General features: G+C 67.4%; 22 protein-coding genes. 14 read left to right on the top strand and 8 right to left on the bottom strand.

The annotated features are described in order from the left end of the window. Nucleotides 1–211 precede the first annotated feature (211 nt). Both ABSH63_RS00230 and ABSH63_RS00225 read left to right on the top strand, forming a co-directional pair. Nucleotides 212–1,228, top strand: a complete 1,017-nt coding sequence (locus ABSH63_RS00230; protein WP_352886327.1) for a helix-turn-helix transcriptional regulator — start codon at nt 212–214, stop codon at nt 1,226–1,228. Between the two features lie 5 nt (nt 1,229–1,233). Beyond that, complete coding sequence (locus tag ABSH63_RS00225; protein ID WP_352886324.1) at nt 1,234–2,037, top strand: enoyl-CoA hydratase/isomerase family protein; 804 nt, start codon at nt 1,234–1,236, stop codon at nt 2,035–2,037. Between the two features lie 36 nt (nt 2,038–2,073). Here the strand turns inward: ABSH63_RS00225 and ABSH63_RS00220 are convergent, their stop codons facing one another. Continuing rightward, nucleotides 2,074–4,305: a PKD domain-containing protein gene (locus tag ABSH63_RS00220; protein ID WP_352886323.1), complete on the bottom strand. Its 2,232-nt coding sequence runs from the start codon at nt 4,303–4,305 to the stop codon at nt 2,074–2,076. A gap of 87 nt (nt 4,306–4,392) precedes the next feature. Next, a complete protein-coding gene (locus ABSH63_RS00215) occupies nt 4,393–5,370 on the bottom strand; it encodes an NAD(P)H-dependent flavin oxidoreductase (protein WP_352886321.1) in 978 nt (325 codons plus the stop codon). Between the two features lie 205 nt (nt 5,371–5,575). Between ABSH63_RS00215 and ABSH63_RS00210 the strand changes: the two genes are divergently transcribed. The 11 genes from ABSH63_RS00210 (at nt 5,576) to gyrA (ending at nt 19,004) form a co-directional block, all read left to right on the top strand. Continuing rightward, entirely contained in the window at nt 5,576–6,775 is a 1,200-nt protein-coding gene (locus tag ABSH63_RS00210; protein ID WP_352886319.1) for an acyl-CoA dehydrogenase family protein, read from the top strand. After that, nucleotides 6,772–7,806 (top strand): acyl-CoA dehydrogenase family protein, encoded by a 1,035-nt coding sequence (locus ABSH63_RS00205; RefSeq protein ID WP_352886317.1) that lies wholly within the window; start codon nt 6,772–6,774, stop codon nt 7,804–7,806. The genes ABSH63_RS00210 and ABSH63_RS00205 overlap by 4 nt, the downstream gene beginning before the upstream one ends. A 97-nt stretch (nt 7,807–7,903) precedes the next feature. Then, the gene (gene acuI, locus ABSH63_RS00200; RefSeq protein ID WP_352886316.1) at nt 7,904–8,887 is read left to right on the top strand and encodes an acrylyl-CoA reductase (NADPH); all 984 of its coding nucleotides are present in this window, start codon (nt 7,904–7,906) and stop codon (nt 8,885–8,887) included. A gap of 67 nt (nt 8,888–8,954) precedes the next feature. Then, nucleotides 8,955–9,194 carry a hypothetical protein gene (locus ABSH63_RS00195; protein ID WP_352886314.1) on the top strand — a complete coding sequence of 80 codons (240 nt, stop codon included), beginning with the start codon at nt 8,955–8,957 and terminating at the stop codon, nt 9,192–9,194. A 174-nt stretch (nt 9,195–9,368) separates the two neighbouring features. Further along, complete coding sequence (locus tag ABSH63_RS00190; protein WP_352886313.1) at nt 9,369–10,313, top strand: thiamine pyrophosphate-dependent dehydrogenase E1 component subunit alpha; 945 nt, start codon at nt 9,369–9,371, stop codon at nt 10,311–10,313. Continuing rightward, the gene (locus ABSH63_RS00185) at nt 10,310–11,323 is read left to right on the top strand and encodes an alpha-ketoacid dehydrogenase subunit beta (RefSeq protein WP_352886311.1); all 1,014 of its coding nucleotides are present in this window, start codon (nt 10,310–10,312) and stop codon (nt 11,321–11,323) included. Before ABSH63_RS00190 ends, ABSH63_RS00185 begins: the two co-directional genes overlap by 4 nt. Nucleotide 11,324: 1 nt before the next feature. After that, nucleotides 11,325–11,555, top strand: coding sequence for a biotin/lipoyl-containing protein (locus tag ABSH63_RS00180; protein WP_352886309.1), 231 nt, complete (start codon nt 11,325–11,327; stop codon nt 11,553–11,555). A gap of 43 nt (nt 11,556–11,598) precedes the next feature. Beyond that, nucleotides 11,599–13,020 carry an aromatic ring-hydroxylating oxygenase subunit alpha gene (locus ABSH63_RS00175; protein ID WP_352886307.1) on the top strand — a complete coding sequence of 474 codons (1,422 nt, stop codon included), beginning with the start codon at nt 11,599–11,601 and terminating at the stop codon, nt 13,018–13,020. After that, nucleotides 13,017–15,221, top strand: coding sequence for an acyl-CoA dehydrogenase family protein (locus tag ABSH63_RS00170; protein WP_352886306.1), 2,205 nt, complete (start codon nt 13,017–13,019; stop codon nt 15,219–15,221). Before ABSH63_RS00175 ends, ABSH63_RS00170 begins: the two co-directional genes overlap by 4 nt. Before the next feature lie 55 nt (nt 15,222–15,276). Further along, nucleotides 15,277–16,083: an enoyl-CoA hydratase/isomerase family protein gene (locus tag ABSH63_RS00165; RefSeq protein ID WP_352886304.1), complete on the top strand. Its 807-nt coding sequence runs from the start codon at nt 15,277–15,279 to the stop codon at nt 16,081–16,083. Between the two features lie 200 nt (nt 16,084–16,283). Then, on the top strand, nt 16,284–19,004 hold the full coding sequence (gene gyrA, locus ABSH63_RS00160) for a DNA gyrase subunit A (protein ID WP_352886302.1): 2,721 nt from the start codon (nt 16,284–16,286) through the stop codon (nt 19,002–19,004). Here gyrA and ABSH63_RS00155 read toward each other — a convergent pair. Both ABSH63_RS00155 and ABSH63_RS00150 read right to left on the bottom strand, forming a co-directional pair. Continuing rightward, nucleotides 18,974–19,225, bottom strand: a complete 252-nt coding sequence (locus ABSH63_RS00155) for a hypothetical protein (RefSeq protein WP_352886301.1) — start codon at nt 19,223–19,225, stop codon at nt 18,974–18,976. The genes gyrA and ABSH63_RS00155 overlap by 31 nt on opposite strands. 27 nt (nt 19,226–19,252) lie before the next feature. Next, the gene (locus tag ABSH63_RS00150) at nt 19,253–20,194 is read right to left on the bottom strand and encodes an oxidoreductase (protein WP_352886300.1); all 942 of its coding nucleotides are present in this window, start codon (nt 20,192–20,194) and stop codon (nt 19,253–19,255) included. 63 nt (nt 20,195–20,257) lie between these two features. Between ABSH63_RS00150 and dinB the strand changes: the two genes are divergently transcribed. Then, a complete protein-coding gene (gene dinB, locus ABSH63_RS00145; protein ID WP_352886299.1) occupies nt 20,258–21,331 on the top strand; it encodes a DNA polymerase IV in 1,074 nt (357 codons plus the stop codon). Here the strand turns inward: dinB and ABSH63_RS00140 are convergent. The 4 genes from ABSH63_RS00140 to ABSH63_RS00125 are packed head-to-tail and all read right to left on the bottom strand — an operon-like array spanning nt 21,326 to nt 24,373. Beyond that, on the bottom strand, nt 21,326–21,724 hold the full coding sequence (locus ABSH63_RS00140; protein ID WP_352886297.1) for an NINE protein: 399 nt from the start codon (nt 21,722–21,724) through the stop codon (nt 21,326–21,328). The two genes, dinB and ABSH63_RS00140, sit on opposite strands and share 6 nt — an antisense overlap. A gap of 12 nt (nt 21,725–21,736) precedes the next feature. Then, nucleotides 21,737–22,642, bottom strand: a complete 906-nt coding sequence (locus ABSH63_RS00135; protein ID WP_352886295.1) for an oxidoreductase — start codon at nt 22,640–22,642, stop codon at nt 21,737–21,739. Then, nucleotides 22,639–23,265: a class I SAM-dependent methyltransferase gene (locus ABSH63_RS00130; RefSeq protein WP_352886293.1), complete on the bottom strand. Its 627-nt coding sequence runs from the start codon at nt 23,263–23,265 to the stop codon at nt 22,639–22,641. The genes ABSH63_RS00135 and ABSH63_RS00130 overlap by 4 nt, the downstream gene beginning before the upstream one ends. A 28-nt stretch (nt 23,266–23,293) precedes the next feature. Continuing rightward, entirely contained in the window at nt 23,294–24,373 is a 1,080-nt protein-coding gene (locus ABSH63_RS00125) for a M14 family zinc carboxypeptidase (protein WP_352886291.1), read from the bottom strand. Nucleotides 24,374–24,376: the final 3 nt, after the last annotated feature.

Here is a 24,376-nt window from a genome sequence, read left to right as displayed (position 1 = left end):
ATTTTAGCCGGAATCGGCAGGGGTCAGCGGTCGCCGCTCGTCGCGCTGTGCGGCTCGTGCCGCTTGTCTGTGCGCGAAATGTCGATACCGCCGCGCCAACTGCGGGGACGCACAGAGCCGGCCTCTCTAGCATCACGGCTCATACGAAGAACCCTTCGCACGGGGATTCGGTTATAGGCGATGGCCCGACGGCCGATGGCAGGAGACGGCGATGGAAACCCTGTTTGCATTCGACAAGCGCAACTACAAGGACTGCCAGCAAGCATTTCGCGGACCGCGCAACCGCGAGTACTACGTCGGCGATTATTCGATCGATCCCGGCGCGGTCATCGACGTGCGCGCCGAGCGCAAGGTGGTCGGCGCCTGCTCGATCATTCGCCTGCGTTCGCGCACGCGCCAGTTCTTCCGCCGCACCTGGACGCATATCCGCGAGGACGGCACCGATGTCGCCGTGGTGTGCTTCGTCAAGCGCGGCTGGCTGTGCGTCTCGCATCCCGGCGGCGAGAGCGTGGCCAAGGCCGGAGACTTCGTCGTCACGCGCTCGATGACGCCGTTCACGGTCGAGAGCCGCGTGGGCGAGGACGGCAATTACGAGTTGCTGCACCTGACGGTACCGATGCACATGCTGCGCCGTGCGCTCAACGACGACATCAAGACCGGCTTTTGCGTGCCGGCCGCAAATCGAAGGTTCGCGCTCGCCGAGCGCATCTTGAGCGATCTGTTCGAGGACCAGGGCGAGATTGCCGAGCCGCTTGCACAGCAGCTGGTCGATGCGGCGCTGTGCGTGCTCGCCGACGCGATCAAGGGGCACGATGCGCGCCTGCCCGGTCGCCAGAGCCTCGCCGAGCGGCGTCTGCACGATGTGCTGCGCTACATCGAGACGCATCTGTCCGATCCCAAGCTCAGCGTCGTGGCCGTGGCCAAGGGCTGCGGCATATCGCCGCGCTATCTGTCGTTGCTGCTGCGTCAGCACGGCACGCCGTTTTCGGAGCTGGTCTGGAGCAAGCGCCTGGCGGCCGCCCGCCAGTGGCTGTCGACCGCACGAGCGGGCGAAGCGTCGATCAGCGAGATCGCCTACCGCGTCGGATTCAAGAGCCCCGCGCATTTCAGCCGCATGTTCAAGCGCGCGTTCAACATCAGTCCGCGCCAGTACCGCACGAACGGGGCAGCGACTGTGCGCGCCGAGCCGCAGGCCGTCGTCGTCGACGGCGGCGAGTCGCGGCATTGACGCACGTGACCCGGACGCAGGTGCCGGCCTACGAGACGCTGGCGTTGGCGCGCGCCGGCCGGCGGCTGACGATCACGCTGAACCGGCCCGATGTGCTCAACGCGGTCGACCTGCGCATGCACGAGGAGCTGGCCGAGGTCTTTGCCTTCGCCGCGCGCGACGCGCATTCCGATGTGATCGTGCTGACCGGTGCCGGTCGCGCCTTCTCGGCCGGCGGCGATCTCGAACACGTCAGGCACAACGCCGAGAACCCGCATCTGTTCGACGAGGAGGTGCGCTTGGCCAAGCGCATCGTCTTTGCGATGCTCGACCTCGACAAGCCGCTGGTGTGCCGGCTCAACGGGCATGCCGTCGGCCTGGGCGCGACGCTGGCGCTGTTCTGCGATGTGATCTTCGCCGCCGAGCACGCCAAGATCGGGGATCCGCACGTCGCGATCGGCCTCGTTGCCGGTGACGGCGGCGCGGTGATCTGGCCGCAGCGCGTCGGTCTGTGTCTGGCCAAGGAGTTCCTGCTGACCGGCGAACTGGTGCCGGCCAAGCGCGCCGCGGACATCGGTCTGGTCAACCACTGTCTGCCGGCCGCCGAACTCGACGCGGCCGTCGATGCGTTCTGCGAAAAACTGCTGAACGGCTCGCGCAATGCCATCCGCTGGACCAAGGTGCTGCTCAACCAGGAGCTGAGGCGCATCGCCACCGCGCTGATGGATGCCGGCATCGCCTACGAGGCGGTGTCGCAGCGTCAGGCCGATCATCGCGAGGGCGTGCAGGCGCTGATCGAAAAGCGCAAGCCGGTGTTCGGGCGGAAGTAGCGCAGCACCGTTCGGTGCGCGCCGTGGCTGCCGACCTCAGTGGACGACCACGCGCACGCGGCCCAGATTCTGGATGCGCCCGTAAGGCGTCTGCGCATCGCCTTCGCGCTGCGACGTCGCGCGCAGCACGGCGAAGTAGGTACCGGGCCGCGCATAGCGATGGCTTGCTTTGAGGTCGAGCCGCGACTGTCCGGGCGCGATCTTGGCAGTGACCGGAAAAGTGCCGGTGCCCTCGAAGTCCCATTCCGCCGCAACCAGACTGCCGGCGCCCGGCGGCAGTGCGACGATCGCCTCGAAACTCACTGACGTTCCGGCGGTGGTCTGCGCGCGCACACCGCCGTTCACGCGCAGCTCGACCACCGGCTGGATGCCGCCGCGATCCTGTGCGCGTGCAGGCACCTGCACCTGCGCATCCTCGACCTGATAGCGCGTGTCGTGCGGTCGCCGCCCCTGTTCCACCCAGGCGGCGAGATCGCGCAATCCCTGCTGCAGCACGCCGGAGAAGTTCACCGTGCGCGCCTGCGCGGCCGGCGTCTGCGGATTGTCGTGCTGGGCATGCTCGACGAACCACAGCGCGAACTGGTTTTCGTAGTCCGCGCCGAGCGCGGTGCGGACCTTGCCGCGATACCAGTCGGCCTGCCAGGCCAGTGCGTCGATGTCCATCAGGCACTGGATGACGAGCATCTTGCCGTTGATGTGTCCTTGTGGGATGCAACCCGCGGTGCCGCGGGTCGCCAGCGGTCCGATCAAAAGCTCGCGCTGCGGATACCGCGGCTTGCCGTCTGCCGTGCGGAACTGGTCCCAGCCGCAGTAGTCCGGGCTCGGCAGTTGGTGACGATGGTAGGTCTGGAGCGCCAGCGCCCAGCGGTTGTCGATGCGCACGCGATCGCCGGCGGCGAGCGCGGCGACGGCGGTCTGGTCGGACGCCAGCGCGAAGCTGACGATGCGGCCGTCGATCCACGCGATGGGGATGCTCTTGCCCGCCGCCGCGCCGCTGAGCACGATCAGGTGGGCGTCGGCGAAGTCGCGCTCCGGCACGGCCGCGAGTTCGGCCTTCTTGTGGAAGGCATCGATGGTGCGGACGATGCTCGTGTCAAAGGTGAAGCGCAGGCGGTCGAGCCCTTCATCCGCGTCGCTGCCCAGATAGCCGGGCTGGGTCCAGAAATCGTCGACATAGCTCGGGTCGAGCATCGGCACGAGCGGCGCGACCTCGGCGAAGTAGCCGCTGCCGAGCGTCTCGTAGGCCCACCAGCCGCGCGGCGGGAAGCCCATGCGCGTGGCTTCGGTCAGCGCGGCGCTCTCGCGGGCGTTGAGCGTGGCGTGCGGATCGCCGCTGCCGCCGGGATCGATCGCGTCCATGATCGCCGGCAGCACGTTGCGCTCGCGCAGCACGCGCAATGCATGCATGCGGATCGTGAACATGCTCGGAATCGCGTTGGGTGTGGCCATGACGAAGGGCATGAAGCCATCCCAGATGCCGCGCGTGTTCTCGGCGCTGCCGATGACCTGGTACGAACCGCCGCTGCCGCCGAACAGATAGCCCCAGGGACGATGCTCGCCGTACATCTTGCGCGCCACCTGGCGCGAGAACTTCGCCGCGGCGGCGTTCACGCGATAGGCCGCGATGGCCGGATCGGCCATGCCGGCGCGGTCCTTGCCGCCGAGGTTGGTCTGGACGTAGTAGGCGCCGCTGTCGAAGGTGAAGCCGAGGTCGCCGGTGGCCACGTCGAAGGCGATCGGGAACGGGCCCACGTCCTCGTGTATCGCCAGCGGGTAGGTGTTGTGGAAGAAGCGCCCGCGGTACTGCGCCGGCGGCGGGAAGTAGAACGAGAAGCGCGCATCCGTGCCGACGAAGCCGCCATGCACGTAGCGGTGCGGTGCCGGTGCGTCGCGCCATTCGTCGACGTCGATATAGGCCTCGCGGTAGGTCGGATCGACCGTGTCCTCGGTGAGCGGGCCGTCGAGTTCGGCAGCGACGGGCGAGGGCGTCACGGTGCCGCCTGCGACGCGTTCGCCGCTGAGCGTGGACGAGCCGAAGATGCCGAGCTTCGCCGAGCCGCTAAAGCGGTCGCCGTCGATCCGCGCCTTGAAGCGCACGGTGATCGGCACGGGCTTGGTTGCCTTCATCTCCCAGCTCAGCGTGCCGTCGGCACCGATGCTGCCGGCAATCTCGTGATTGCCCATCGGGCTTTCGATACGCCCGGTGAAACCGGCGCCTGCCGTCAGAATGTGCAGCTTCATGCGCTGCGGCCCGCTTGGCGTGGTCATGGTGACGTCCCAGGTGCCCAGGACATTCGTTGCGGCGGCGCACATCCGACGGATCTCCTCCGGTCGTTGATGCAGCGGTGCCGGTCCTCAGGCCACCAAGCCCTGCAGGCGCTGGCAAATGATGCGCGTGGCGTCGTCGACGATGCGCTGCATCAGCTCGGCCACGGTGGGGATGTCGTGGATCAGGCCCTGCACCTGGCCGGCCCAGATCAGGCCGGCGTCGATGTCGCCGGTTTCCAGTGCGACGCGGCCCTGCGCGCCCTTGACCAGATGCGCGACGTCATCGAACTTCGCGTCCGGGCGCCTGAGGATTTCCACGACCTGATCGGACACGCTGTTCTTGCAGACGCGCGCGGTGTTCTTCAGCGACTTGAAGATCACGTTGGTGCCGCGTTCGTCGTTGGCGACCAGCAACTGCTTGACCTTGTCGTGAATCGGCGCCTCGACCGTCGCGCAAAAGCGCGTGCCCATGTTGATGCCGTCGGCGCCGAGCGCCAGCGCGGCGACCAGGCCGCGACCGTCGCCGAAGCCGCCGGAGGCGATCATCGGGATCTTCACCTTGTCGGCGGCCGCCGGAATCAGCACCAGGCCGGGAATGTCGTCCTCGCCCGGATGGCCGGCGCACTCGAAGCCGTCGATCGAGATCGCGTCCACGCCCATGCGCTCGGCCGACAGCGCGTGGCGCACCGCGGTGCATTTGTGGATGACCTTGATGCCGTGCGCCTTGAAGTCCTCGACGTGCTCGCGCGGATTGTGGCCGGCGGTCTCGACGATGGTCACGCCGCTGTCGATGATCGCCTTGCGGTACTCCGCGTACGGCGGCGGGTTCACCGACGGCAGGATCGTCAGGTTCACGCCGAAGGGCTTGTCGGTCATCTTGCGGCAGCGCGCGATTTCTTCGCGCAGCGCATCCGGGCTCGGCTGCGTCAGCGCGGTGAGGATGCCCAGGCCGCCGGCGTTCGAGACCGCCGCGGCGAGTTCGGCGCGGCCGACCCACATCATGCCGCCCTGGACGATGGGGTATTCGATGCCGACGAGTTCGGTGAAGCGGGTTTTCAGGGCCATGATCTGGTGTTGGTTGCGCACGCCGAGTCGACGATGGTGGGTGGGGTGACGATCGGCGGCATGGGGTGATCGTCGCGCCGGTGCGTGCCGGCCGCGCGAGTCTAGCGATACGCTCACGAGCGCTGCCGTCGGCGGCGACATCAGGCAAATCAGGCTGCGCGCCCGGTCATGCGGTGCCGCAGGAGCGGACGGGATAATGCCGAGGATGAGCGGCGATCCCGAGACCCTGCGCGCCGACGTGCGCGCCTGGCTGCAACGCAACGTGCCCGCCGATTGGCGCGCGGCGATGACCGGCTGCGACCAGGATGCCTTCGTGCGTGCGCAGCGTGCCTGGTTCGACAAGCTGGTCCAGGCCGGCTACGCGACGCCGCACTGGCCCGCGGGCTGGCCGGGCGGTGGGCGCTCGCTGGCCGAGCAGAAGGTGATCTACGAGGAAATCGCGCGCGCCGACGCACCGCGGCTGATCCTGTTCTTCGTCGCGCTTTATCACGCAGCCTGCACGCTGATCGAATGGGGCAGCGAGGCGCAGAAGCGTGAGCACCTGCCAGGGATTCTCCAAGGCCGCGTCTGGTGCCAGGGCTTTTCCGAACCGAACGCCGGTTCCGATCTCGCCGCCGTGCGCACGCGCGCCGAGTTGCGCGGCGAACACTACGTCGTCAACGGCCAGAAGATCTGGTCGACGCTGGCGCAGCACGCCGATCATTGCCTGCTGCTGGTGCGCACCGACACCGCCGGGCCGCCGCAGGCGGGGCTCACCTACCTGCTGCTCGACATGCGCGCCAAGGGCGTTTCGGTACGGCCGATCGCGCAAATTACCGGCGACGACGAGTTTTCGGAAATCTTCCTCGACGAGGTTAAGGTGCCGGTCGCGAACCGCGTGGGCGCACAGGGGCAGGGCTGGGCCGTCGCGCAGTCGACGCTGGCGTCCGAGCGCGGCCTGACGCTGGTCGAACTGTCGCATCGTATGCGCTACGCGCTGAGTCGCATCACCGGCCTGATGCGCGAACGTGGGGTCGAGGCCGACGCCGCCCTGCGCCGCGATTTGGGCCGTCTCGCGCCGAAGGTGGACGCGACCTGCGCGCTGGCCGACCAGTATCTGCTCAAGCGCATCGAGGGGACCGAGGCGCCGGGTGACGCATCCATCGTCAAGCTGCACTACGCGCGTACGCTGCGCGACTTCACCGCGCTCGGCCTGCGCATCGCCGGTCTAAAGGGCCAGTATCGCGAGCCCTTCATCCGCGGCGGTGGCATGGAAACCGGCAACTGGCCGTTCGACTTCATGAACTCCTACAACTGGACCATCGCCGGCGGCAGCGACGAGATCCAGCGCAACATCATCGCCGAGCGCATGCTGGGCATGCCGCGCGAACCCAAGGATTGGCGGCTGTCGGGTGAGCGCACGTGACGCCGGAACTCGCCGAACTGCGCGACAGCGCCCGCCAAGTGCTCGCCGCCGAAGGCCTGGCGGCGCCCGAGGACAAGACTTGGCCGCTGGCGCGCGACCTGGGCTGGCTGCTGGTCGCCGTGCCGGAGGCGCAGGGCGGACTCGGGCAGGGGCTCGCCGGCGCCTGCGCCTTCCACGTGGAAATGGGCCGCAGCCTGTGCGCGGCACCCTATCTGCCGGCGATGCTGGCGATGGAGGCGGTGATCCACGCCGGTCGCGAGGACTGGATCGAGCGGCTCGGCTCGACGGCATTGGCGACCGCATCGCTGGCCGACGCCACCGACACTCCGCTGACGATCTCCGACGACAAGGTGGTGTCCGGCGCCGTGACTGCGGTGCCCTCGGCGGACCGCGCCGGCCATGTGCTCGTCTGCAGCGCCGCCGGCGACGCTGTGGCGCTGGTTCCCCTTGCGCAGCCGGGGGTCACGCTGCGCTTCCGCGAATCCTGGGACACGACACGGCGCCTGTTTGATCTGCGCTTCGATGGCGTCGCCTTGGATCCGTCGTGGGTTCTGGCGCGCGGCGACGAGGCGCGCGTGCTGGGGCGACGACTTGCGACGCATCGCGACTTTGCGCTCGCGGCCGACGCCGTGGGCGGTGCAGCCGCGGCACTGGAGATGACCATCGAGTACCTCAAGACGCGCCGCCAGTTCGGCCGTCCGCTGGCGCTGTTCCAGGCGCTCAAGCACCGCTGCGCCGATCTCAAGGCGCGCATTGCCGCGGCCGAGGCCTTGCTCGCCGACAGTATCGTGCGCGTCGGCACCCGGGTGCACGGCGCCGAAGCCGAGCGCCTGGGCAAGGCGGTGAAGCACTTCGCCACCGCGGCCTATGCCGCGGTGGCCGAAGACATGCTGCAGTTGCATGGCGGCATCGGCATGACCGCCGAGCACGCTTGTCACCTGTTCCTCAAGCGCGCCTTGTTGAATGAGCAGCTCGGCCGCCGTTCCAGCTACGAACTCGACATTGCCGACGCCCTGTTGCAAGCCAGTTGATGCGTGAAATGTCGAATGGCTCGCAGAAGATGCCGGGATCGCCGCCGCGCCCACGCCTAGAATCCAGTCATCCCCCCACGAAGCGACCGACCTGCGCATGTTTTCCGCAATCCTGATCAACAAGACCGACACCGGCCAGACCGTCGAACTGACCCGCCTCGACGAGGCGCAACTGCCCGAGGGCGACGTCACCGTCGACATCGAGTATTCCACGCTCAATTACAAGGACGGCCTGGCCATCACCGGCAAGTCGCCGGTCGTGCGCAAGTTCCCCATGGTGCCGGGCATCGACATCGCCGGCACGGTCAGCCAGAGCCGCCACGCCGACTGGAAGAAGGGCGACAAGGTCGTGCTCAACGGCTGGGGCGTCGGCGAGACGCACTGGGGTGGCCTCGCACAGAAGGCGCGCCTCAAGGGTGACTGGCTGGTGCCGCTGCCGAGCGCATTCAGCAGCAAGCAGGCCATGGCCATCGGCACCGCCGGCTACACCGCGAGCCTCTGCGTCGAGGCGCTGGTCAACGCCGGCGTGAAGCCCGAGCAGGGCGAGATCCTCGTCACCGGCGCGACCGGCGGCGTCGGCAGCGTCGCCGTCGCTTTGCTCGCCAAGGCCGGCTACAAGGTCGTTGCGGCGACCGGCAAGGCGGCCGAGGTCGACTATCTCAAGCAGCTCGGCGCCAGCGGCGTGATCGATCGCGCCGAACTCGCTGTGGCCGGCAAGCCGCTGCAGAAGGAGCGCTGGGCCGGCGTCGTCGACTCGGTCGGCAGCCACACGTTGGCCAATGCCTGCGCACAGACGCGCTACGGCGGTTTCGTCGCCGCCTGTGGTCTCGCCCAAGGCATGGAGTTTCCGGCCTCGGTCGCGCCGTTCATCCTGCGCGGCGTGTCGCTGATCGGCATCGACAGCGTGATGGCGCCCAAGGCGCGGCGCCTGACTGCGTGGGCGCGGCTGGGCCGTGACCTCGACCCTGCCGCACTCGATCTGATCGCCAAGGAGATCACGCTCGCCGACGCGATCCAGGCCGGCGCCGATCTGATCGCGGGCAAGGTGCGCGGCCGTCTCGTCGTCGACGTGAATCGATGAGCCGCGTAGGTGGCGCGGCGGCTGAGGGGCGCGCGATCCACTGGTTCTAAGAGCGGGAGGTCAATCGATGATCGGCATGGACGGCGACAAGTGCCCTTTTACCTTCAACTTCGATCCGGCGACTTTCAAGGTCGGTGACATGGTCAGCTATCGCGTGCCGCAGCTCGGCGACTTTCCGTTCGCGGCACAGATCGTCGCCGTGTTCGATGACCACATCGACATCGTCAATCCGGCCGAGCCGGAGAAGATCCTGCACGCGACGCGCGAGTCGCGGCCGGTGGTCAGCAACGAACAGGCATTGAGCTGAACCGTCGCGATGCAGATAATCAACAGCACTGTTGTATAGTTGCGTAATGCGAAACCAGGAGACGGTATGACGAATTCGTCAGGGGCAAGTCGCGACGGCCGACCGGCTGGCGCCGGGGGAGCGAGCGCCACAGCCGGGAGTCGCAGCTCCGCCGCCTTCACGCCGCAGGCCCTGTTGGAGGTCTGGCGCAAGGCGCGCCTGATCAACCTCGTCGACGAGAAGTTCCGCACGTTGCTGCGTTCGGGTCGCCTCGCCGCGGTGTACTACTCGCCGCGCGGTCAGGAGATCGTCGCCGCGGCGATGGGCGTGCATCTGCAGCCGACCGACTATCTGGTGACCACCTATCGCGGCATTCACGATCAGCTCGCCAAGGGCATTCCGCTCAAGCCGCTGTTCGCGGAGTACTACGCCAAGGCCACCGGCGCCTGCAAGGGCAAAGGCGGGCCGATGCACATCACCCACCCGCAAACGGGCGTGATGGTGACCACCGGCATCGTCGGCAGCGGTCTGCCGATCGCCAACGGCCTGGCCTGGGCCTCGCAGCTGAAGAAGGACGGTCGCGTCACGCTGGTCACCTTCGGCGACGGCGCGTCCAACATCGGTGCTTTCCATGAGGCGCTGAACCTGGCCTCGCTGTGGAAACTGCCGGTGGTCTTCCTGTGCCAAAACAATCTCTACGGCGAGTCCAGCAAGTACGAGAAGTGCACCGCGGTGGACCACATCGGCGAGCGCGCGGCGAGCTACAGGATGCCAGGCGTGACCGTCGACGGTAACGATGCCGAGGCGATGTGGCGGGCCTCGGCCGAAGCGGTCGAGCGCGCCCGCGCCGGCGAAGGCCCGACGCTGATCGAGGCCAAGACCTTCCGTTTCATGGGCCATTACTTCGGCGATCCGGGCGCCTACATCCCCAAAGAGGAGTACGACGCCCATCTGGCCAAAGACCCGATGCCGAGGACGCGCGCCGCCGTGCTCGCCAGCGGTATCGCGACCGAAGCCGAGCTTGCGCAGTACGACGCCGAGGTCAACGCGCAGATCGAAGAGGCGCTGCAGTTCGCGGCCGACAGTCCGTTTCCGGACGTCGGCGAGATCGACATCGACGTCTACGGAGCCACGGCATGACAACGGCTGCAGCATCGGCCGACAAGGCCGGAGTCATCACCTTCACCGAAGCCTTCTCGCGCGCACTGCACGACGCGATGGAGATGGACCCTACCGTCATCATGCTCGGCGAGGACATCGCCGACGAGGAAGGCGGCGGCATCTTCAAGGTCACCAAGGGCCTGTCGACCAAGTTCGGCGGCCACCGGGTCAGGACCACGCCGATCTCCGAGCAGGCGATCATCGGCGCCGCCATCGGTGCCTCCTTGGCCGGCATGCGCCCGGTCGCCGAGATCATGTTGATGAACTTCATCACCGTGCCGATGGACCAGATCGTCAACCATGCGGCGAAGCTGCGCTTCATGTCCGGCGGCCAGACGCACGTGCCGATCACGATCCGCACGCGTACCGGTGCCGGCGCGGGCACCGGCGGCCAGCACTCCGACATGCTCGAGGCCTGGTTCGCGCATGTGGCCGGCATGAAGGTCGTCGTGCCGTCGACGCCGGCCGATGCCTATGGGCTGCTGCTCGGGTGCATCTTCGATGACGACCCCTGCCTGTTCATCGAGGATCAGCTCACGCGCGCGCAGACCGGCCCGGCGCCGGTCAAGGGCGAGATCATCAAGCTCGGCAAGGCACACGTCGCGCGCGTGGGCACGGACGTGTCGATCGTCGGCTACGGCCGTCCGATCCGTGACGCCCATGTCATCGCCGAGAAGCTGGCCGCCGAGGGCATCTCGGTGGAAATCGTCGACCTGCGCACGGTCTCGCCGATGGACACCGAAACCGTGCTCGAGTCGGTGGCCAAGACCGGCCGCGCGGTGGTCGTGCACGAGGCGCCGAAGAGCTTCGGCTGCGGCGCCGAGATCGTCGCGCGCATCCAGGAGGCACTCTACGGCCAGCTCAAGGCGCCGGTGCTGCGCGTCGCCTCGCGCGACGTGACCGTGCCGTTCTCGCGCGTGCTGGAAGCCGAGTATCTGTACAAGGCCGCCGACATCGAGGCCGCCGTCCGCAAGACCTTGGGGAGATAGCATGAGCGTCGAAGTCCGCATTCCGCAGATCGGGTTCTCGACCCAGGAAGGCACGCTGACCGAATGGCTGGTCGCCGACGGTGCCCAGGTCGAGGCCGGCAAACCGCTGTACACCCTGGAACTCGACAAGTCGGTGCAAGAGGTCGAGGCGCCGGCGTCCGGTACCTTGAGGATTCTCGCTGCGACCGGCGAGGTTTATCCGGTCGGCCATCTCGTCGCCGAGATCGTCTGAAGACCGACTCTTTAGCGGGCCGGCCACGACAGGAGGAGCGCCCATGAACGCAGCGCCGCACGAGCTCGGGCACTGGCCCGACAGTTGGAAGGTCCTCGAACACGGCATTCGCAGCGGCCGCTACACCGACCCGGCCTTCCTCAAGCTGGAGTTCGAGCGGCTGTGGAGCCGCGTCTGGCAGGCGGCCTGCCGCCTCGACGAGATTCCGCAGCCGGGGGATTACACCACCTACGATATCGGCGATGAGTCGGTCATCGTCGTACGTGTCGACGCCGCGACGGTCAAGGCCTACCACAACGTCTGTCCACACCGCGGCACCGCGCTGTCGGCGGGGGGCTGCGGCCACTTTCCCGACGGCAGGATCATCTGTCCGTTCCACGGCTGGCGCTGGAACCTCTGTGGCGAGAACCAGTATGTGCTCGAACGCAACCAGTTCCGCGGCGGTCAGTTGCGCGATGGCGACGTCGCCCTGCGCGAAGTGCATCACCGCGTCTACGCCGGTTTCGTCTTCATCAACTTCGATCGCAACCCGGAACCCTTCGACGACTTCATCGCGCCGGTGAGGGAGCTGATCGACGGTCTGGCCATCGAGCACATGCACCACTACTGGTGGAAGTCGATCCCGATCGAGGCCAACTGGAAGGTCGCGCAGGAGGCCTTCTTCGAGGGTTACCACGTGCCGGCGACGCATCCGCAGCTCGAACCCGATGCCGCGCAGATCATCTTCGACGGCACCCCGGATGCAAAGGCCGAGGCGACGTTCGCGCACAAGAACGTCATCTACGAGAGTTTCGCCCATGGCCACGGGCGCTTCTACGCCGGCAAGAAGACGCCGATGGCCGGGCACGTCAAGCGCAAGGACGGCGATCCGGTCGATCTGATGGCGGACCGTCTCAACCTGCTGGTCACCGGCATGGACGCGATGGTGCTCAAGGAAGACGTCGAGCTGGTGCGCTCGCTCAAGGGCAAGCCGATCCCAGAGGGGTCCAGTCTCGGCGCCGAGTACGTCAAGGCGCTGTACACCAAGGCGGCGGCGCAGCAGCGGCCGATGCCCAAGCCGATTCCGGAGATCCTCGGCATGTGGGGCGGTGAGATCTTCATCTTCCCCAACCTGATGATCCTGCCGCAGGCCGGCAACGCGATGATGTATCGGGTGCGGCCCGACGCCAAAGACCCCAACCGCTGCAGCTTCGAGATCTTCTCGACCAAGACCTATCCGGCGGCACAGACGCCGCCGCGCGCGATCGTGCAGCAGGTCACCGACCCGCAGGACCCGCAGCAGGTGCTGCAGATTCCGCGTCAAGACCTGGGCAACATCCGGCGCATGCAGCGCGGTCTGCATTCACGCGGCTGCAAGCAGATCTGGCTCGCCGTCGAGGAGGAAAAGCTGATTCTGAATATGCATCGCGAACTGGACCGTTATCTGCGCGGCGCCGAAGCCGTCGAGGGAGCACGCGCGGCATGAACTTCGAGCTGTCCGAAGAGCAGGCGCTGATGCGCGAGAGCTTCGCGCGCTTTCTCGACGAGGAGAGCAGCACCGCGCGCGTGCGCGCGGCGATGCCGCTCGGCTTCGACGCGAAGATGTGGCGCCAGTTCGCGGAACTGGGCGCGCTGTCGCTGCGGGTGCCGGAAGCCGCCGGCGGTCTTGGCCTTAGCTTGCTTGATGCCGCGTTGCTGATGGAGGAGGCCGGACGCACGCTGATCTGCGGTCCGCTCGCGGAAACCCTGGTGGCCGCCCGCCTGCTGGCGCTGCTCGGCGCGCAGGACAAGCTGCTGTCGCGTGTGCTCGCCGGAGAGGCGGTCGTCGGCATCGCGCTGCACGACATCGAGCAGCAGCCGCTGCAGTGGATCGCCGGCGGCGCAGTGGCCGAGGCCGTCATCGCGCGCCGGGCCGACGAGGTGGTGCTCGTCGCGGTCGGGCCTGAGGATCGCCGCGCCGAGGAGAATCTTGCGTCGACGCCGCTCGCCGAAATCGCGCTGAGCCGTTTGTCGGCGACGTCGCTGGGGCGTGGTGCCGAGGCCGTCGCGCGGTTCACGCAGGCCGTCGAGGAATGGAAGCTGTTGATCGGCGCCGGCCTCGCCGGCATCGGCCGCGAAGCCTTGAGGCTCGCTGCGGCCTACGCGAGCCAGCGCAAGCAGTTCGGCCAGTTCATCGGCCAGTTCCAGGCGATTTCGCATCCGCTCGCCGACCTGTTGTGCGAGATCGACGGCGGCAAGTTCCTGGTCTGGCGCGCGATCCGCAACATCGCCGACGGCGCGCCGGAAGCTGGCGCCGCGGTGTCGATCGCTGCGTGGTGGAACGCCGAGGCGGCGGCCCGCGCGGTCGCGCAGGCCCTGCACACCTTCGGTGGCTACGGCCTGACCACCGAGTACGACATCTTCCTCTACAACCTGCGCGCCAAGGCCTGGCCGCTGGTGTGGGGCGATCCGCAGCGGCTGCTCGAAGAGGCCGGCCGCCGCCTGTACGGCGGTGAGACGACGACGCTACCAGAAGCGGGTGCCTGTCCGATCGAGTTCGACCTGGGCGATGACGCACGCGCGATCACGGCGGAGATCAACGCGTTCTTCGAGCAGAACGTCACGCCCGAGATGCGCGAGAAGTTCCACTACAGTTGGGAAGGCTACAACCCCGAGCTGCATCGCAAACTGGCCGAGGCCAAGCTGCTGTTCCCGGGCCTGCCCAAGGAAATGGGGGGACGTGGCCTCGCACCCTACGCCAAGATCGCCGCGATGGACGCCTTCGAGCACCAGGGCTACAACACACCGGCGGCGAACGTCGCGCAGATGGTGGCGCTGATCATCCACCGCTTCGGTTCCGAGGAACTCAAGCGCGAAGTGCTGACCAAGCTGATGTCCGGCGAGGCGATCGCCAGCCTCGGCTACTCCGAGCCGGGTTCCGGCTCCGACGTCTTCGCCGCGCAGTGCAAGGCCACGCGCGAAGCGGACGGGAGCTGGCGCATCGACGGCACCAAGATGTTCACCAGCGGCGCGAATCTCGCGTCCTACGTCTTGATGCTGTGCCGCACCAACCCCGATGTGCCCAAGCACCAGGGGCTGACCATGTTCATCGTGCCGCTCAAGGCGCCCGGTGTGACGATACAGCCGGTCTACACCTTCCAGGACGAGCGCACCAACATCACCTTCTATGACGGTGTGCGTGTTCCGGATAGCTGGCGCCTCGGCGAGATCGACGGTGGCGTACGTACGATGAGCGCGAGCCTCGAACTCGAACATGGCGGCGGTTTCTCCAAGGTCATGCGCGCGATGCTCAGGGCCGCCGAACAGCTCTGTGGCGAACTGCGGCGCGACGGCAGACCGTTGATCGAGCACGTCTCGGCGCAGTGCCGTCTGGCACGGGCCACGGCGCACCTTTGGGTGGCGGACGTGCTCGCGTTCCGCGCGCAGTGGGTCATCGCCGAGAAAAAGCCCAACCACGCCTACGGGCCCATGGCCAAGCTGTTCTCGTCGGAGAAGTTCTTGAGCGACGCGCGCGACCTGCTCGATCTGACTGCGCCGCATTCGCTGTCCAAGCGCAAGGGGCCGGCCGGTTTTCTCAATCAGTGTTACCGTCACGCCCAGGCCACGACGATCTACGGCGGCACCAGCGAGGTCCACCGCAGCATGATCGCGGAACGTGCGCTGGGGTTGCCGCGGACGCGGGCTTGACGCGGGCTGCCGGTCGCCGCACTCGGATTCGCTGCCGATCGACGAGGAAACGACGATGTCCGAAGCCCCGCATCTGCTGGTCGATCAGGATGGCGCGATCCTCATCACCACGCTCAATCGTCCGGACAAGCTCAACGCGCTCAGCGCCGAGACGATGCATCTGTTCGAACAGGCATTGCACCGCTTCCGCGATTCGCCGGAGCTCAAGGTCCTCTTGATCCGCGCCACCGGGCGTTACTTCTGCGCCGGCGCCGATCTGCGCAGCGGCGATCCACGTTCGGCGGCGGCCAAGCTGTCCGGCTCGGCGATCCGCGAGCGTCATCGCCTCGGCCTGCACGGGATGCACCGCATCTACGACGAAATGGAGGCCATCGAAAAACCCATCGTCGTCGCGCATCATGCGATGTGCATGGGGGGCGGACTGGAGCTCTCGCTGTCTTGCGACTTCCGCCTCGCCGCAAAGAGCGCCAAGTACGCCTTTCCCGAAGGCAAGATGGGCGTGATTCCGGCGTCCAACGGTGTCAGCCGTCTGACCCGGCTGGTCGGCACCCACTGGGCGCGCTACCTGATCATGGCCAACCTGCCGATCGATGCCGAGCGTGCGCTGATGATCGGCCTGGTCCACGAGGTCTTTCCGGATGAGAGCTTCGAGCAGGACGTGATGGCCTTTTGCCGTCATCTGGCAGATCAGAACCTCGAACAGATGGGCACCGCCAAGCTCGCGATCGAGCTGGCACACGACGTGGAGAAGGCGCAGGCGCGCAATGTCGAGCGGCTGGCCAACAGCGCGCTGATGCTCAACCCGGATTACCTGGACGGCATGAAGCGCTATCTCGAAGGCGTGGGCAACAAGAACAAGTAGCGCGGTACGACGGTGCGCGGCCGCGCACCGTGGCACGGGATGCGGGGGTTGCGCCGCAGGCGGCGCGGCATCGGCGGCAGCGCCGATGTGTTACAGTTCAGCGGCCCGGACGCCGGCCGAGCCTGTCCGGCAAATCCATGATAGTGCGATGATTTTCTGCGCGCGTCGGCTGGCGTGCGCGGTCTTTCCGTAAGCCGCAGATGACAGACTTCGCCAAGGAAGTGCTCAGCGTCAATCTCGAGGATGAGATGCGGCGCAGCTATCTCGATTACGCGATGAGCGTGATCGTCGGCCGCGCCCTACCGGACGCTCGCGATGGCCTCAAGCCGGTGCACCGGCGCGTGCTGTACGCGATGAAGGAGCTCGGCAACGACTACAACAAGCCGTACAAGAAGTCGGCGCGCATCGTCGGTGACGTCATCGGTAAGTACCATCCGCACGGCGACAGCGCTGTGTACGACACTATGGTGCGCATGGCCCAGGACTTTTCGATGCGCTACATGCTCATCGACGGCCAGGGCAATTTCGGTTCGGTGGATGGCGACGCACCGGCAGCCATGCGCTACACCGAGGTGCGCATGTCGCGCCTCGCGCACGAGCTGCTCGCCGACATCGACAAGGAAACCGTCGACTTCCAGCCGAACTATGACGGGTCCGAGACCGAGCCGAGCGTGTTGCCGACCAAGGTGCCGCAGCTGCTCATCAACGGCAGCTCGGGTATCGCCGTGGGCATGGCGACCAACATTCCGCCGCACAATCTGTCCGAGGTCATCGACGGCTGCATCGCGCTGATCGACAACCCCGAGATCGAGTTGCACGAGCTGATGCGCCACATCCCGGCGCCGGATTTTCCGACCGGGGGGCTGCTGCTCGATGCGCACGGCCTGGTCGACGCCTACGCGACCGGGCGCGGCCGCGTGATCGTCCGCGCGCGCACGCACTTCGAGGACATCGGCGCCCAAGCTAGCGGAGACAAGCAGGCGATCGTCGTCACCGAGCTGCCCTACCAAGTGAACAAGGCGCGCCTGCTCGAAAAGATCGCCGAGCTGGTCAAGGAAAAGAAGATCGAGGGCATCAGCGAGCTGCGTGACGAGTCCGACAAGGACGGGATGCGTGTGGTGATCGAGCTGCGCCGTGGCGAGAACGCCGAGGTGGTGCTCAACAACCTGTTCCAGCAGACGCAGTTGCAGGACAGCTTCAACCTCAACATGGTGGCGCTCGACGGCGGCCAGCCCAAGCTGCTGTCGCTCAAGCAGTTGCTCGAAGTCTTCCTGCGTCACCGCCGCGAGGTGGTGACGCGGCGCACGCGCCACCTGCTGCGCAAGGCGCGCGAACGCGCCCACGTGCTGGAGGGTCTTGCGGTCGCCCTGGCCAACCTCGACGAGATCATCCAGTTGATCCGCACCAGCCCGAGCCCGGCCGAGGCCAAGCTCGCCCTGATGTCGCGCACCTGGTCGCCGGGGCCGGTGACGGCAATGCTCGAACGCGCCGGCAGCGACGCGTCGCGGCCGCAGGATTTGAGCGGCGACTTCGGCATCGTCGACGGCGGCTACAGACTCTCGGAGGCCCAGGCCCAGGCGATTCTCGATCTGCGCCTGCACCGCCTGACCGGACTCGAGCAGGACAAGATCCACGACGAATTCAAGCAATTGCTCGACGCCATCCGCGACTACCTCGACATCCTCGGCTCGGATGTGCGCCTGCTCGAGGTGATCCGCACCGAGCTGCGCGAAATCAAGGAACAGTACGGCGATGCGCGCCGTACCGAGATCACCCGTGCTGCACTCAATATTGCACGTGAGGATCTGATCCCGCCGCAGGACATGGTGGTGACGCTCTCGCACGAGGGCTATGTCAAGGCGGTGCCGCTCGACGAATATCAGGCCCAGCGCCGCGGCGGTCGCGGCAAGGTCGCGGCGACGACCAAGGACGAGGACTTCGTCGACCGGCTCTGGGTCGCGCATTCGCACGACACCCTGCTGTGCTTCTCCAGTCTCGGCAAGTGCTACAAGCTGCGTGTGTTCGAGCTGCCCAGCGGTTCGCGAGGTTCGCGCGGCCGGCCGTTCAACAATCTGCTGCCGCTGGAGGACCGGGAAAAGATCAACGCCGTGCTGCCGATCAAGTCCTTCGACGACGTGCAGGCGGATGCAGGCTCGAAAGACCATCGTGCCTTCGTCTTCATGGCTACGCGCCGCGGCACGGTGAAGAAGACCGAGCTCGCTGCGTTCAAGAACGTGCGCGCCAACGGCATCATCGCCGTCGACCTGCGTGTCGACGACGAGCTGGTGGGCGTTGCGCTGACCAGCGGCGAGGACGACATCATCCTGATTTCCGACGGCGGTCGCGCGATCCGCTTCAACGAGGCCGATGTGCGCAGCATGGGGCGTGGGGCAACGGGTGTGCGCGGCATGCGCCTGCTCAAGACCTTCGCCGGTGGCGAGGACGAGACCGAGGACGCGTCCAGCGACGACGGCGAGGACGGGGTCGATGCTCATCCCGACCAGGCGCGGGTCATCGCGCTATTGACCGCAAGCGGCGCCGACGGTGGCGCGAATGGCGACATCCTCACGGTGTCGGAGTTCGGTTACGGCAAGCGCACGCCGATCGAGCAGTTCCCGCGTCGGGGTCGTGGCGGGCAGGGTGTGATCGCGCAGGCGCTGTCGGAGAAGACCGGGCGGCTGATCGGGGCGGTTGCGGTCGGCGACGACGACGAGGTCATGCTGATCTCGGAAGCCGGCATCCTGATCCGCTTCAAGACCAGCGACGTGCGCAGCATGGGACGCAACACCCAGGGCGTGCGCCTGATGCGGCCGGCCGAGGGCGATCGGCTGGTCGGCGTCGATCGCATCGACGGCGAGGATGCCGAAGGCGCCGGGGCGGTGCCCGAAGATCAGAGTCCTTCCGACGACGGTCGTAACTGACGCAGGTCCTCGATACCGTTGCGGCAGCCGCGCGCGAAGCTTTCCGTGTAGCCTTCGCAGTAGCGAGGATCGGTCAAGCGGCCGCGCTGCGCCCATTCGTAGCCGTCGGTGTGTGTGCTGCAGTGCGTGCGGCACGGTGCCGGGGGCGGCAGCGTGTCGCCGCTGGCGCAGGCGCTGAGCAGCAGGGCGGCGAATGCGGCGGGGAGGCACAGGCGGATCATCGTTGGTTGCGGTGATCGAAAAGGGCTTCAGGCGGAAAGATAGCGCACGCCGGTGAGGCGTTCCGATGCCGCCCACAGCCGGCGGCCGCGTTCGGGATCGCGGGCAAGGCGCAGACAGCCGACGCGGCGCGGATGGCCCTTGAGCTGCTGCCAGCCGTCCGGGCCGAAGTAATCGCCGCCTTCGACATCGGGCATCGTGATCGCGTAGAGCTGTGGCAGCGCGCCCATGGCTTGGTCCTGACTCAGCAACGCGTTGCCGATCCGCATCATCAGCGTGCCGATGCGTGAGTTCTCCTGCGCCGGGCCGACGAACATCAGATTGGTGGCGGCGTAACCGGGATGCGCGCAGACCGAGCGCAGGTCGATCTGCGCCGCGCGCAGGCGCCGGTCGAGCTCGAAGTGGAACATCAGATTGGCCAGCTTGCTGCGGCCGTAGGCGTCCCATTTGTTGTAGCGCCGGCGCTCGAAGTTGAGGTCGTCGGGGTCCAGGCGCAGGCCCCAGCGGTGGGCATTGCTGGCGACGCTGACGATGCGCGCGCCGGCGGGCGCAGCCTTGAGCAGGTCGAGCAAAAGGCCGGTCAGCGCGAAGTGGCCCAGATGATTGGTGCCCATCTGCATCTCGAAGCCGTCCTTGGTGCGTTGCAGCGGCAGGGCCATCACGCCGGCGTTGTTGCACAGCACGTCGATGTGATCGAAGCGCCTCGCGCAGTCGGCGGCGAAGCGGCGCACCGAGGCGAGGTCGGCGAGGTCCAGCGTCATCAGCTCGGCCTTGGCGCCGGGTGCGCGTGCCTGCACCTTTGCGAGTGCGGCGCTGGCACGCGCGGGATCGCGGCAGGCCATGATCACCTCGGCCCCCTTGGCCGCCAGCGCAACGCTGGTTTCGAGGCCGAGGCCGCTGCTCGCTCCGGTGACGACGATGCGCCGCCCGTGCTGCGGCGGAATGTCCGCCACGTTCCATTTCGCGCTCATGGGAGCCTCCGGTTGCGCGGCGCAGCCTAGCCGGTTTCGTGGCGCGGCCGCTAGGATCGTGCGATGCGCAAGATCATCCATGTCGACATGGACGCGTTCTACGCCTCGATCGAGCAGCGCGACGATCCGGCGCTGCGCGGACGGCCGGTGGTCGTCGCCTGGCGTGGGGCGCGTTCGGTGGTCTGCGCGGCGTCCTACGAGGCGCGCCGCTACGGCGTGCGCTCGGCGATGCCCGCAATGCGAGCCGAGCGGCTGTGCCCGCAGGCGGTGTTCGTGCCACCGGATTTTCCGCGCTATCGCGCGGTGTCGCGCGCGGTGCGCGAGATCTTCCGTCGCCACACCGAGCGGGTCGAGCCGCTGTCGCTCGACGAGGCCTATCTGGACGTGACCGCGCCGCTGAGCAACCTACCGAGCGCGACCGCCATTGCCCAGGCCATCCGCGCCAGCATCCGCGAGGAACTGCGGCTCACCGCGTCGGCGGGCGTCGCGCCGAACAAGTTTCTCGCTAAGATCGCCTCGGACTGGCGCAAGCCGGACGGTCTGTTCGTCATCCGCCCCAGGGACGTCGAGGCCTTTTTGGAAGGCTTGCCGGTCGGCCGCCTGCCCGGCGTCGGCAAAGTGATGCAAGGCCGGCTCGCGCAGCTGGGCATCGCCACGGTCGGGCAATTGCGTCTGCGCGATCCGCGCGAACTGGAGCGCCGCTTCGGCCGCTACGGGCAGCGTCTGCACGAACTGGCGTGGGGGATCGACGAGCGCGCCGTCGAGCCGGACCGGCCGGTGCAATCGGTTTCTGCCGAAGATACCTTCGAGCGCGACCTGCCACTGGACGAACTGGCGCCGCACGTCGAACGCATGGCGCGCAAGACCTGGGCCGCGGCTCGCCAGCATGAGCGCGTCGGTCGCACCGTCGTGCTCAAGCTCAAGACCGCGGATTTTCGCATTCTCACGCGCCGTTACACGCCGCCGCTGCCGCCGGCGTCCGAGGCTGAGTTCTTGCGCATCGCCGTCGGTTTGCTCGACCGTGCCTCGACACCGGATGGCACGCTTTACCGCCTAGTCGGCGTCGGCCTGAGTCAGTTCGTTGAGGCCCATGATCCGCGCGCGCAGCCGGATCTGTTCGCGGTCAGCGTGTCATGAGCGCGCTGCGTTGCACGCGTCGATTTGCTCGTTGAGCGTCCAGTAGTCGTAGAGCACGCCGAGCAAGAACACGCCGCCGGTGACTAAGTAGAGGATGCCGGTGATCCACTTGCCCTGGTAGAAGCGGTGGATGCCGAAGATGCCGAGAAAGGTCAGCAGGATCCACGCCACCGAGTAGTTGATCGGGCCGGCACGGTAGCGGCGATCGGCGGCGCGGTCCATGCCCGGAATCAGGAACAGGTCGATGATCCAGCCGATCAACAACAGGCCGAGCGTGAAGAACCAGATCGTGCCGGTGATCTGACGGCCGTAGTAGAAGCGGTGCGCGCCCATGAAGCCGAAGATCCACAGCGCGTAGCCGACGGGCATCAGGTGGGTGTTGTTGTCGCGCATGCTCGATGCTCCTTAGGACAGGTAGCGCACGCCGGTGAGTTGCTCGGACAGCGCCCACAGACGCGCGGCGAATGCTGGATCTCGTGCCTCGGGCCGTGCCTTGACCTTGCGCGGATGACCGCGGAGCTCCGCAAAGCCGTCCGGTCCGTAGTAGTCGCCGCCGTCGGCCTGACCGGCGGTCGCGGCGTACAGGGCGGGTAGGGCGCCGAGCGCCGGCGACTGCCCGATCAGCTTCGTCGTCAGCCGCAGCCAGAAGCCGCCGAGATCGTCGTTGGTCGCGGTGTAGCCGGGATGCGCGGCGAGCGAGCGCACCGGCAAGCCGGCGGCGCGCAGGCGTCGGTCGAGCTCGAAGGCATGGCTCAATGCGGCGAGCTTGCTGCGGCCGTAGGCATCCATCGGATCGTAGGCGCGCCGATCGCCGTGGGGGTCGGTGAGGTCGAGACCGCGGGTCATGCGGTGGGCAAGGCTACCGGCGATGATCACGCGTGCGCCGGGGGCTGCAGCCAGCCGGTCGAGCAAAAGACCGGTCAGCGCGAAGGGGCCCAGATGATTGGTGCCCAGATGCGTCTCGAAACCGTCGGCGGTCCGGCCGCGCGGCGCGAGTATCGCGGCGGCGTTGTGCAGCAAGAGATCGAGCCGCGGATGGGCTTTGGTGAACGCGGCGGCGAAACGGCGGACCGACGCCAGGCTCGCCAGATCCAGCGGCATCGTCGCCACTTTGGCCTGCGCGTGGCGTGCGCGGATGCGCGCAACGGCCGCCGCAGCTTTGTCCGCGTCGCGACAGCCGAGCACGACCTCGGCGCCAGCCGCGGCGAGCGCCGCGGCGATCTCGAACCCGAGCCCGCGGTTCGCACCGGTGACCAGGGCGATGCGGCCGTGTTGCGGCGGAATGTCCGCCGCGGTCCAGCGCGGCTTCATGTGGGCGCCGCGGCGCGGGCGACGCCGGAGTAGACGTAGGTCATCGGCCTGGGGCCCTTGAGGTAGCGTTGGGCCAGCTCGTCGATGCGAAAGCCGCCGGCCACGATCAGCGCCGGGATGTCGCGGTTCAGATGGCAGCCGCCGGCCAGCGGCTTCCACAGCGGCGTCAGGCGATGCTGCCAGGCGCGCACGCCGGCCTCGGGCGCCAGACCGTGCTCGCAGAACAGCAGCTCGCCGCCGAGCCTCAGCACCCGGCGCATTTCGCGCAGCGCCGGCACAGGATCGGCAATGGTGCACAGCGTGAAGGTACAGACCACGGTGTCGTAGCTCGCATCCTCGGCGCCGATCTGCTCGATCACCAACGGTACGGTGTCGACCGGGATGCCGATCTTGCGCGCGCGCTTTTGCGCCTTGGCCTGGATTTCAGCGGAAGGATCGACGCCGAAGATGCGCTCGACCTGCCGCGGATCGTAGAACCCGAGGTTCAGGCCGCTGCCGATGCCGATCTCCAGCACCTTGCCGCGCGCGCGTGGCACGATTTGCGCGCGTGCCTTCATCACTTCGCCGAGTCCGCAGGCACGGTCGATCACGTGCGGCAGGATGTAGCGGTCGTACAAGCCCATGACGGTGTCTCCCGTTGTGGCGGCGGCCTCAGGTTCTCGCCGGCTGCAGGTCGCGGTTCAGCGGCTGCGGGCCGTACCAGTAGGCCATTGCCGCCTCGTGCAGCGCCGAGCGCACTTCGGGACTCGGACGCCAGCGCTCGTGCGAGATCGCCGCGCGGATCATGAAGTCGAACAAGGTCAGGTGCGTGCGCAGGATACGCTGGTGCCGGTGCGGGGCGATCGGGTTGAAGATGCCGAGCACCGAGAACAGCTGTGCCGGGCGCTTCTTGACCCATAGCCAGGAACCCATTTCCAGGGTGAACGGGATGAACGGCCGCGCGCTCGCGGCCTTGGCGCGATCGTAGAGGTAGTCCCACAGATCCCCGTGCGTCGTGTACTGCCGCGCCTGCGGCTCGATCACATAGATGCTGTGATACGGATGCGTCGTGCGGAACATGGTGCGCAACGCGTAGATCTCGGGCAGACAGTCGATCGGCTGACGCGTACGCGCGTACGGAAACCAGATGCGGTCCTTGGTCCCGAAGCCGGAATGACAGTCGATGGACAGGCTGAAGGCGTGCGGCAACAGCCGCTCCTCGACGACGCGGCACAGCGCCTGCGCCTCCGGCTCCATCGGCGCATCCGCGCGGCCGCGATACCAGGGTAGCGCCGGCGTCAGGCGCTGGCCGCCGAGGAGCCAGGAGACGTCATGGTCGGCGTCGACCGGCGCGTTGCGCATCAGGTCCACGCCGGCCGGATTGCTGCGTGTGCGCCGGCGCATGCCGCCGGGATTGACCAGCGGCATGAACACCAGGCGCACACGTTCGAGCGCCTGCGACAGCGATTCGTCCCAATAGAGGCGCTCGATCAGCGTCTGCAGAAACGCGATCAGCACCTGTGCGCCGATGCGCTCGACGCCGTGAATGCCGCCGAAGAAGCCGACCGCCGGCACGCGTGGATCGGCGTTGCCCAGCTCAAGACAATACACAGGCAGTCGCTCGTCGCCGAGCACCACTTCGTGCAGCACCTCGCTGCGCAACGAGCCGTCTGCACGCCGGATCAGCGCGTGGATCGCATCGAGTTCCGGAAAGTCGCCGGTGCTGAACGGGCGGGCAAGCAACTGCGCCATGGC

Source organism: Sinimarinibacterium thermocellulolyticum (genome assembly GCF_040327995.1).
In the GTDB taxonomy this organism is placed as follows: Bacteria; Pseudomonadota; Gammaproteobacteria; order Nevskiales; family Nevskiaceae; genus Solimonas; species Solimonas thermocellulolyticum.
The sequence above is the reverse complement of the archived record's forward strand: the minus strand, read 5'-3'. Positions and strand labels throughout refer to the sequence as shown.

Excerpts from the sequence above, each read along its gene's own strand:
- ABSH63_RS00185 (WP_352886311.1), top strand. The coding sequence starts at position 10,310 with ATGACAACGGCTGCAGCATCGGCCGACAAGGCCGGAGTCATCACCTTC.
- ABSH63_RS00175 (WP_352886307.1), top strand. The coding sequence starts at position 11,599 with ATGAACGCAGCGCCGCACGAGCTCGGGCACTGGCCCGACAGTTGGAAG.
- gyrA (WP_352886302.1), top strand. The coding sequence starts at position 16,284 with ATGACAGACTTCGCCAAGGAAGTGCTCAGCGTCAATCTCGAGGATGAG.
- ABSH63_RS00140 (WP_352886297.1), bottom strand. The coding sequence starts at position 21,724 with ATGCGCGACAACAACACCCACCTGATGCCCGTCGGCTACGCGCTGTGG.
- ABSH63_RS00195 (WP_352886314.1), top strand. The coding sequence starts at position 8,955 with ATGATCGGCATGGACGGCGACAAGTGCCCTTTTACCTTCAACTTCGAT.
- ABSH63_RS00210 (WP_352886319.1), top strand. The coding sequence starts at position 5,576 with ATGAGCGGCGATCCCGAGACCCTGCGCGCCGACGTGCGCGCCTGGCTG.
- ABSH63_RS00155 (WP_352886301.1), bottom strand. The coding sequence starts at position 19,225 with ATGATCCGCCTGTGCCTCCCCGCCGCATTCGCCGCCCTGCTGCTCAGC.
- ABSH63_RS00135 (WP_352886295.1), bottom strand. The coding sequence starts at position 22,642 with ATGAAGCCGCGCTGGACCGCGGCGGACATTCCGCCGCAACACGGCCGC.
- acuI (WP_352886316.1), top strand. The coding sequence starts at position 7,904 with ATGTTTTCCGCAATCCTGATCAACAAGACCGACACCGGCCAGACCGTC.
- ABSH63_RS00125 (WP_352886291.1), bottom strand. The coding sequence starts at position 24,373 with ATGGCGCAGTTGCTTGCCCGCCCGTTCAGCACCGGCGACTTTCCGGAA.
- ABSH63_RS00130 (WP_352886293.1), bottom strand. The coding sequence starts at position 23,265 with ATGGGCTTGTACGACCGCTACATCCTGCCGCACGTGATCGACCGTGCC.
- ABSH63_RS00170 (WP_352886306.1), top strand. The coding sequence starts at position 13,017 with ATGAACTTCGAGCTGTCCGAAGAGCAGGCGCTGATGCGCGAGAGCTTC.
- ABSH63_RS00215 (WP_352886321.1), bottom strand. The coding sequence starts at position 5,370 with ATGGCCCTGAAAACCCGCTTCACCGAACTCGTCGGCATCGAATACCCC.
- ABSH63_RS00230 (WP_352886327.1), top strand. The coding sequence starts at position 212 with ATGGAAACCCTGTTTGCATTCGACAAGCGCAACTACAAGGACTGCCAG.
- ABSH63_RS00165 (WP_352886304.1), top strand. The coding sequence starts at position 15,277 with ATGTCCGAAGCCCCGCATCTGCTGGTCGATCAGGATGGCGCGATCCTC.
- ABSH63_RS00220 (WP_352886323.1), bottom strand. The coding sequence starts at position 4,305 with ATGACCACGCCAAGCGGGCCGCAGCGCATGAAGCTGCACATTCTGACG.
- ABSH63_RS00150 (WP_352886300.1), bottom strand. The coding sequence starts at position 20,194 with ATGAGCGCGAAATGGAACGTGGCGGACATTCCGCCGCAGCACGGGCGG.
- ABSH63_RS00180 (WP_352886309.1), top strand. The coding sequence starts at position 11,325 with ATGAGCGTCGAAGTCCGCATTCCGCAGATCGGGTTCTCGACCCAGGAA.
- dinB (WP_352886299.1), top strand. The coding sequence starts at position 20,258 with ATGCGCAAGATCATCCATGTCGACATGGACGCGTTCTACGCCTCGATC.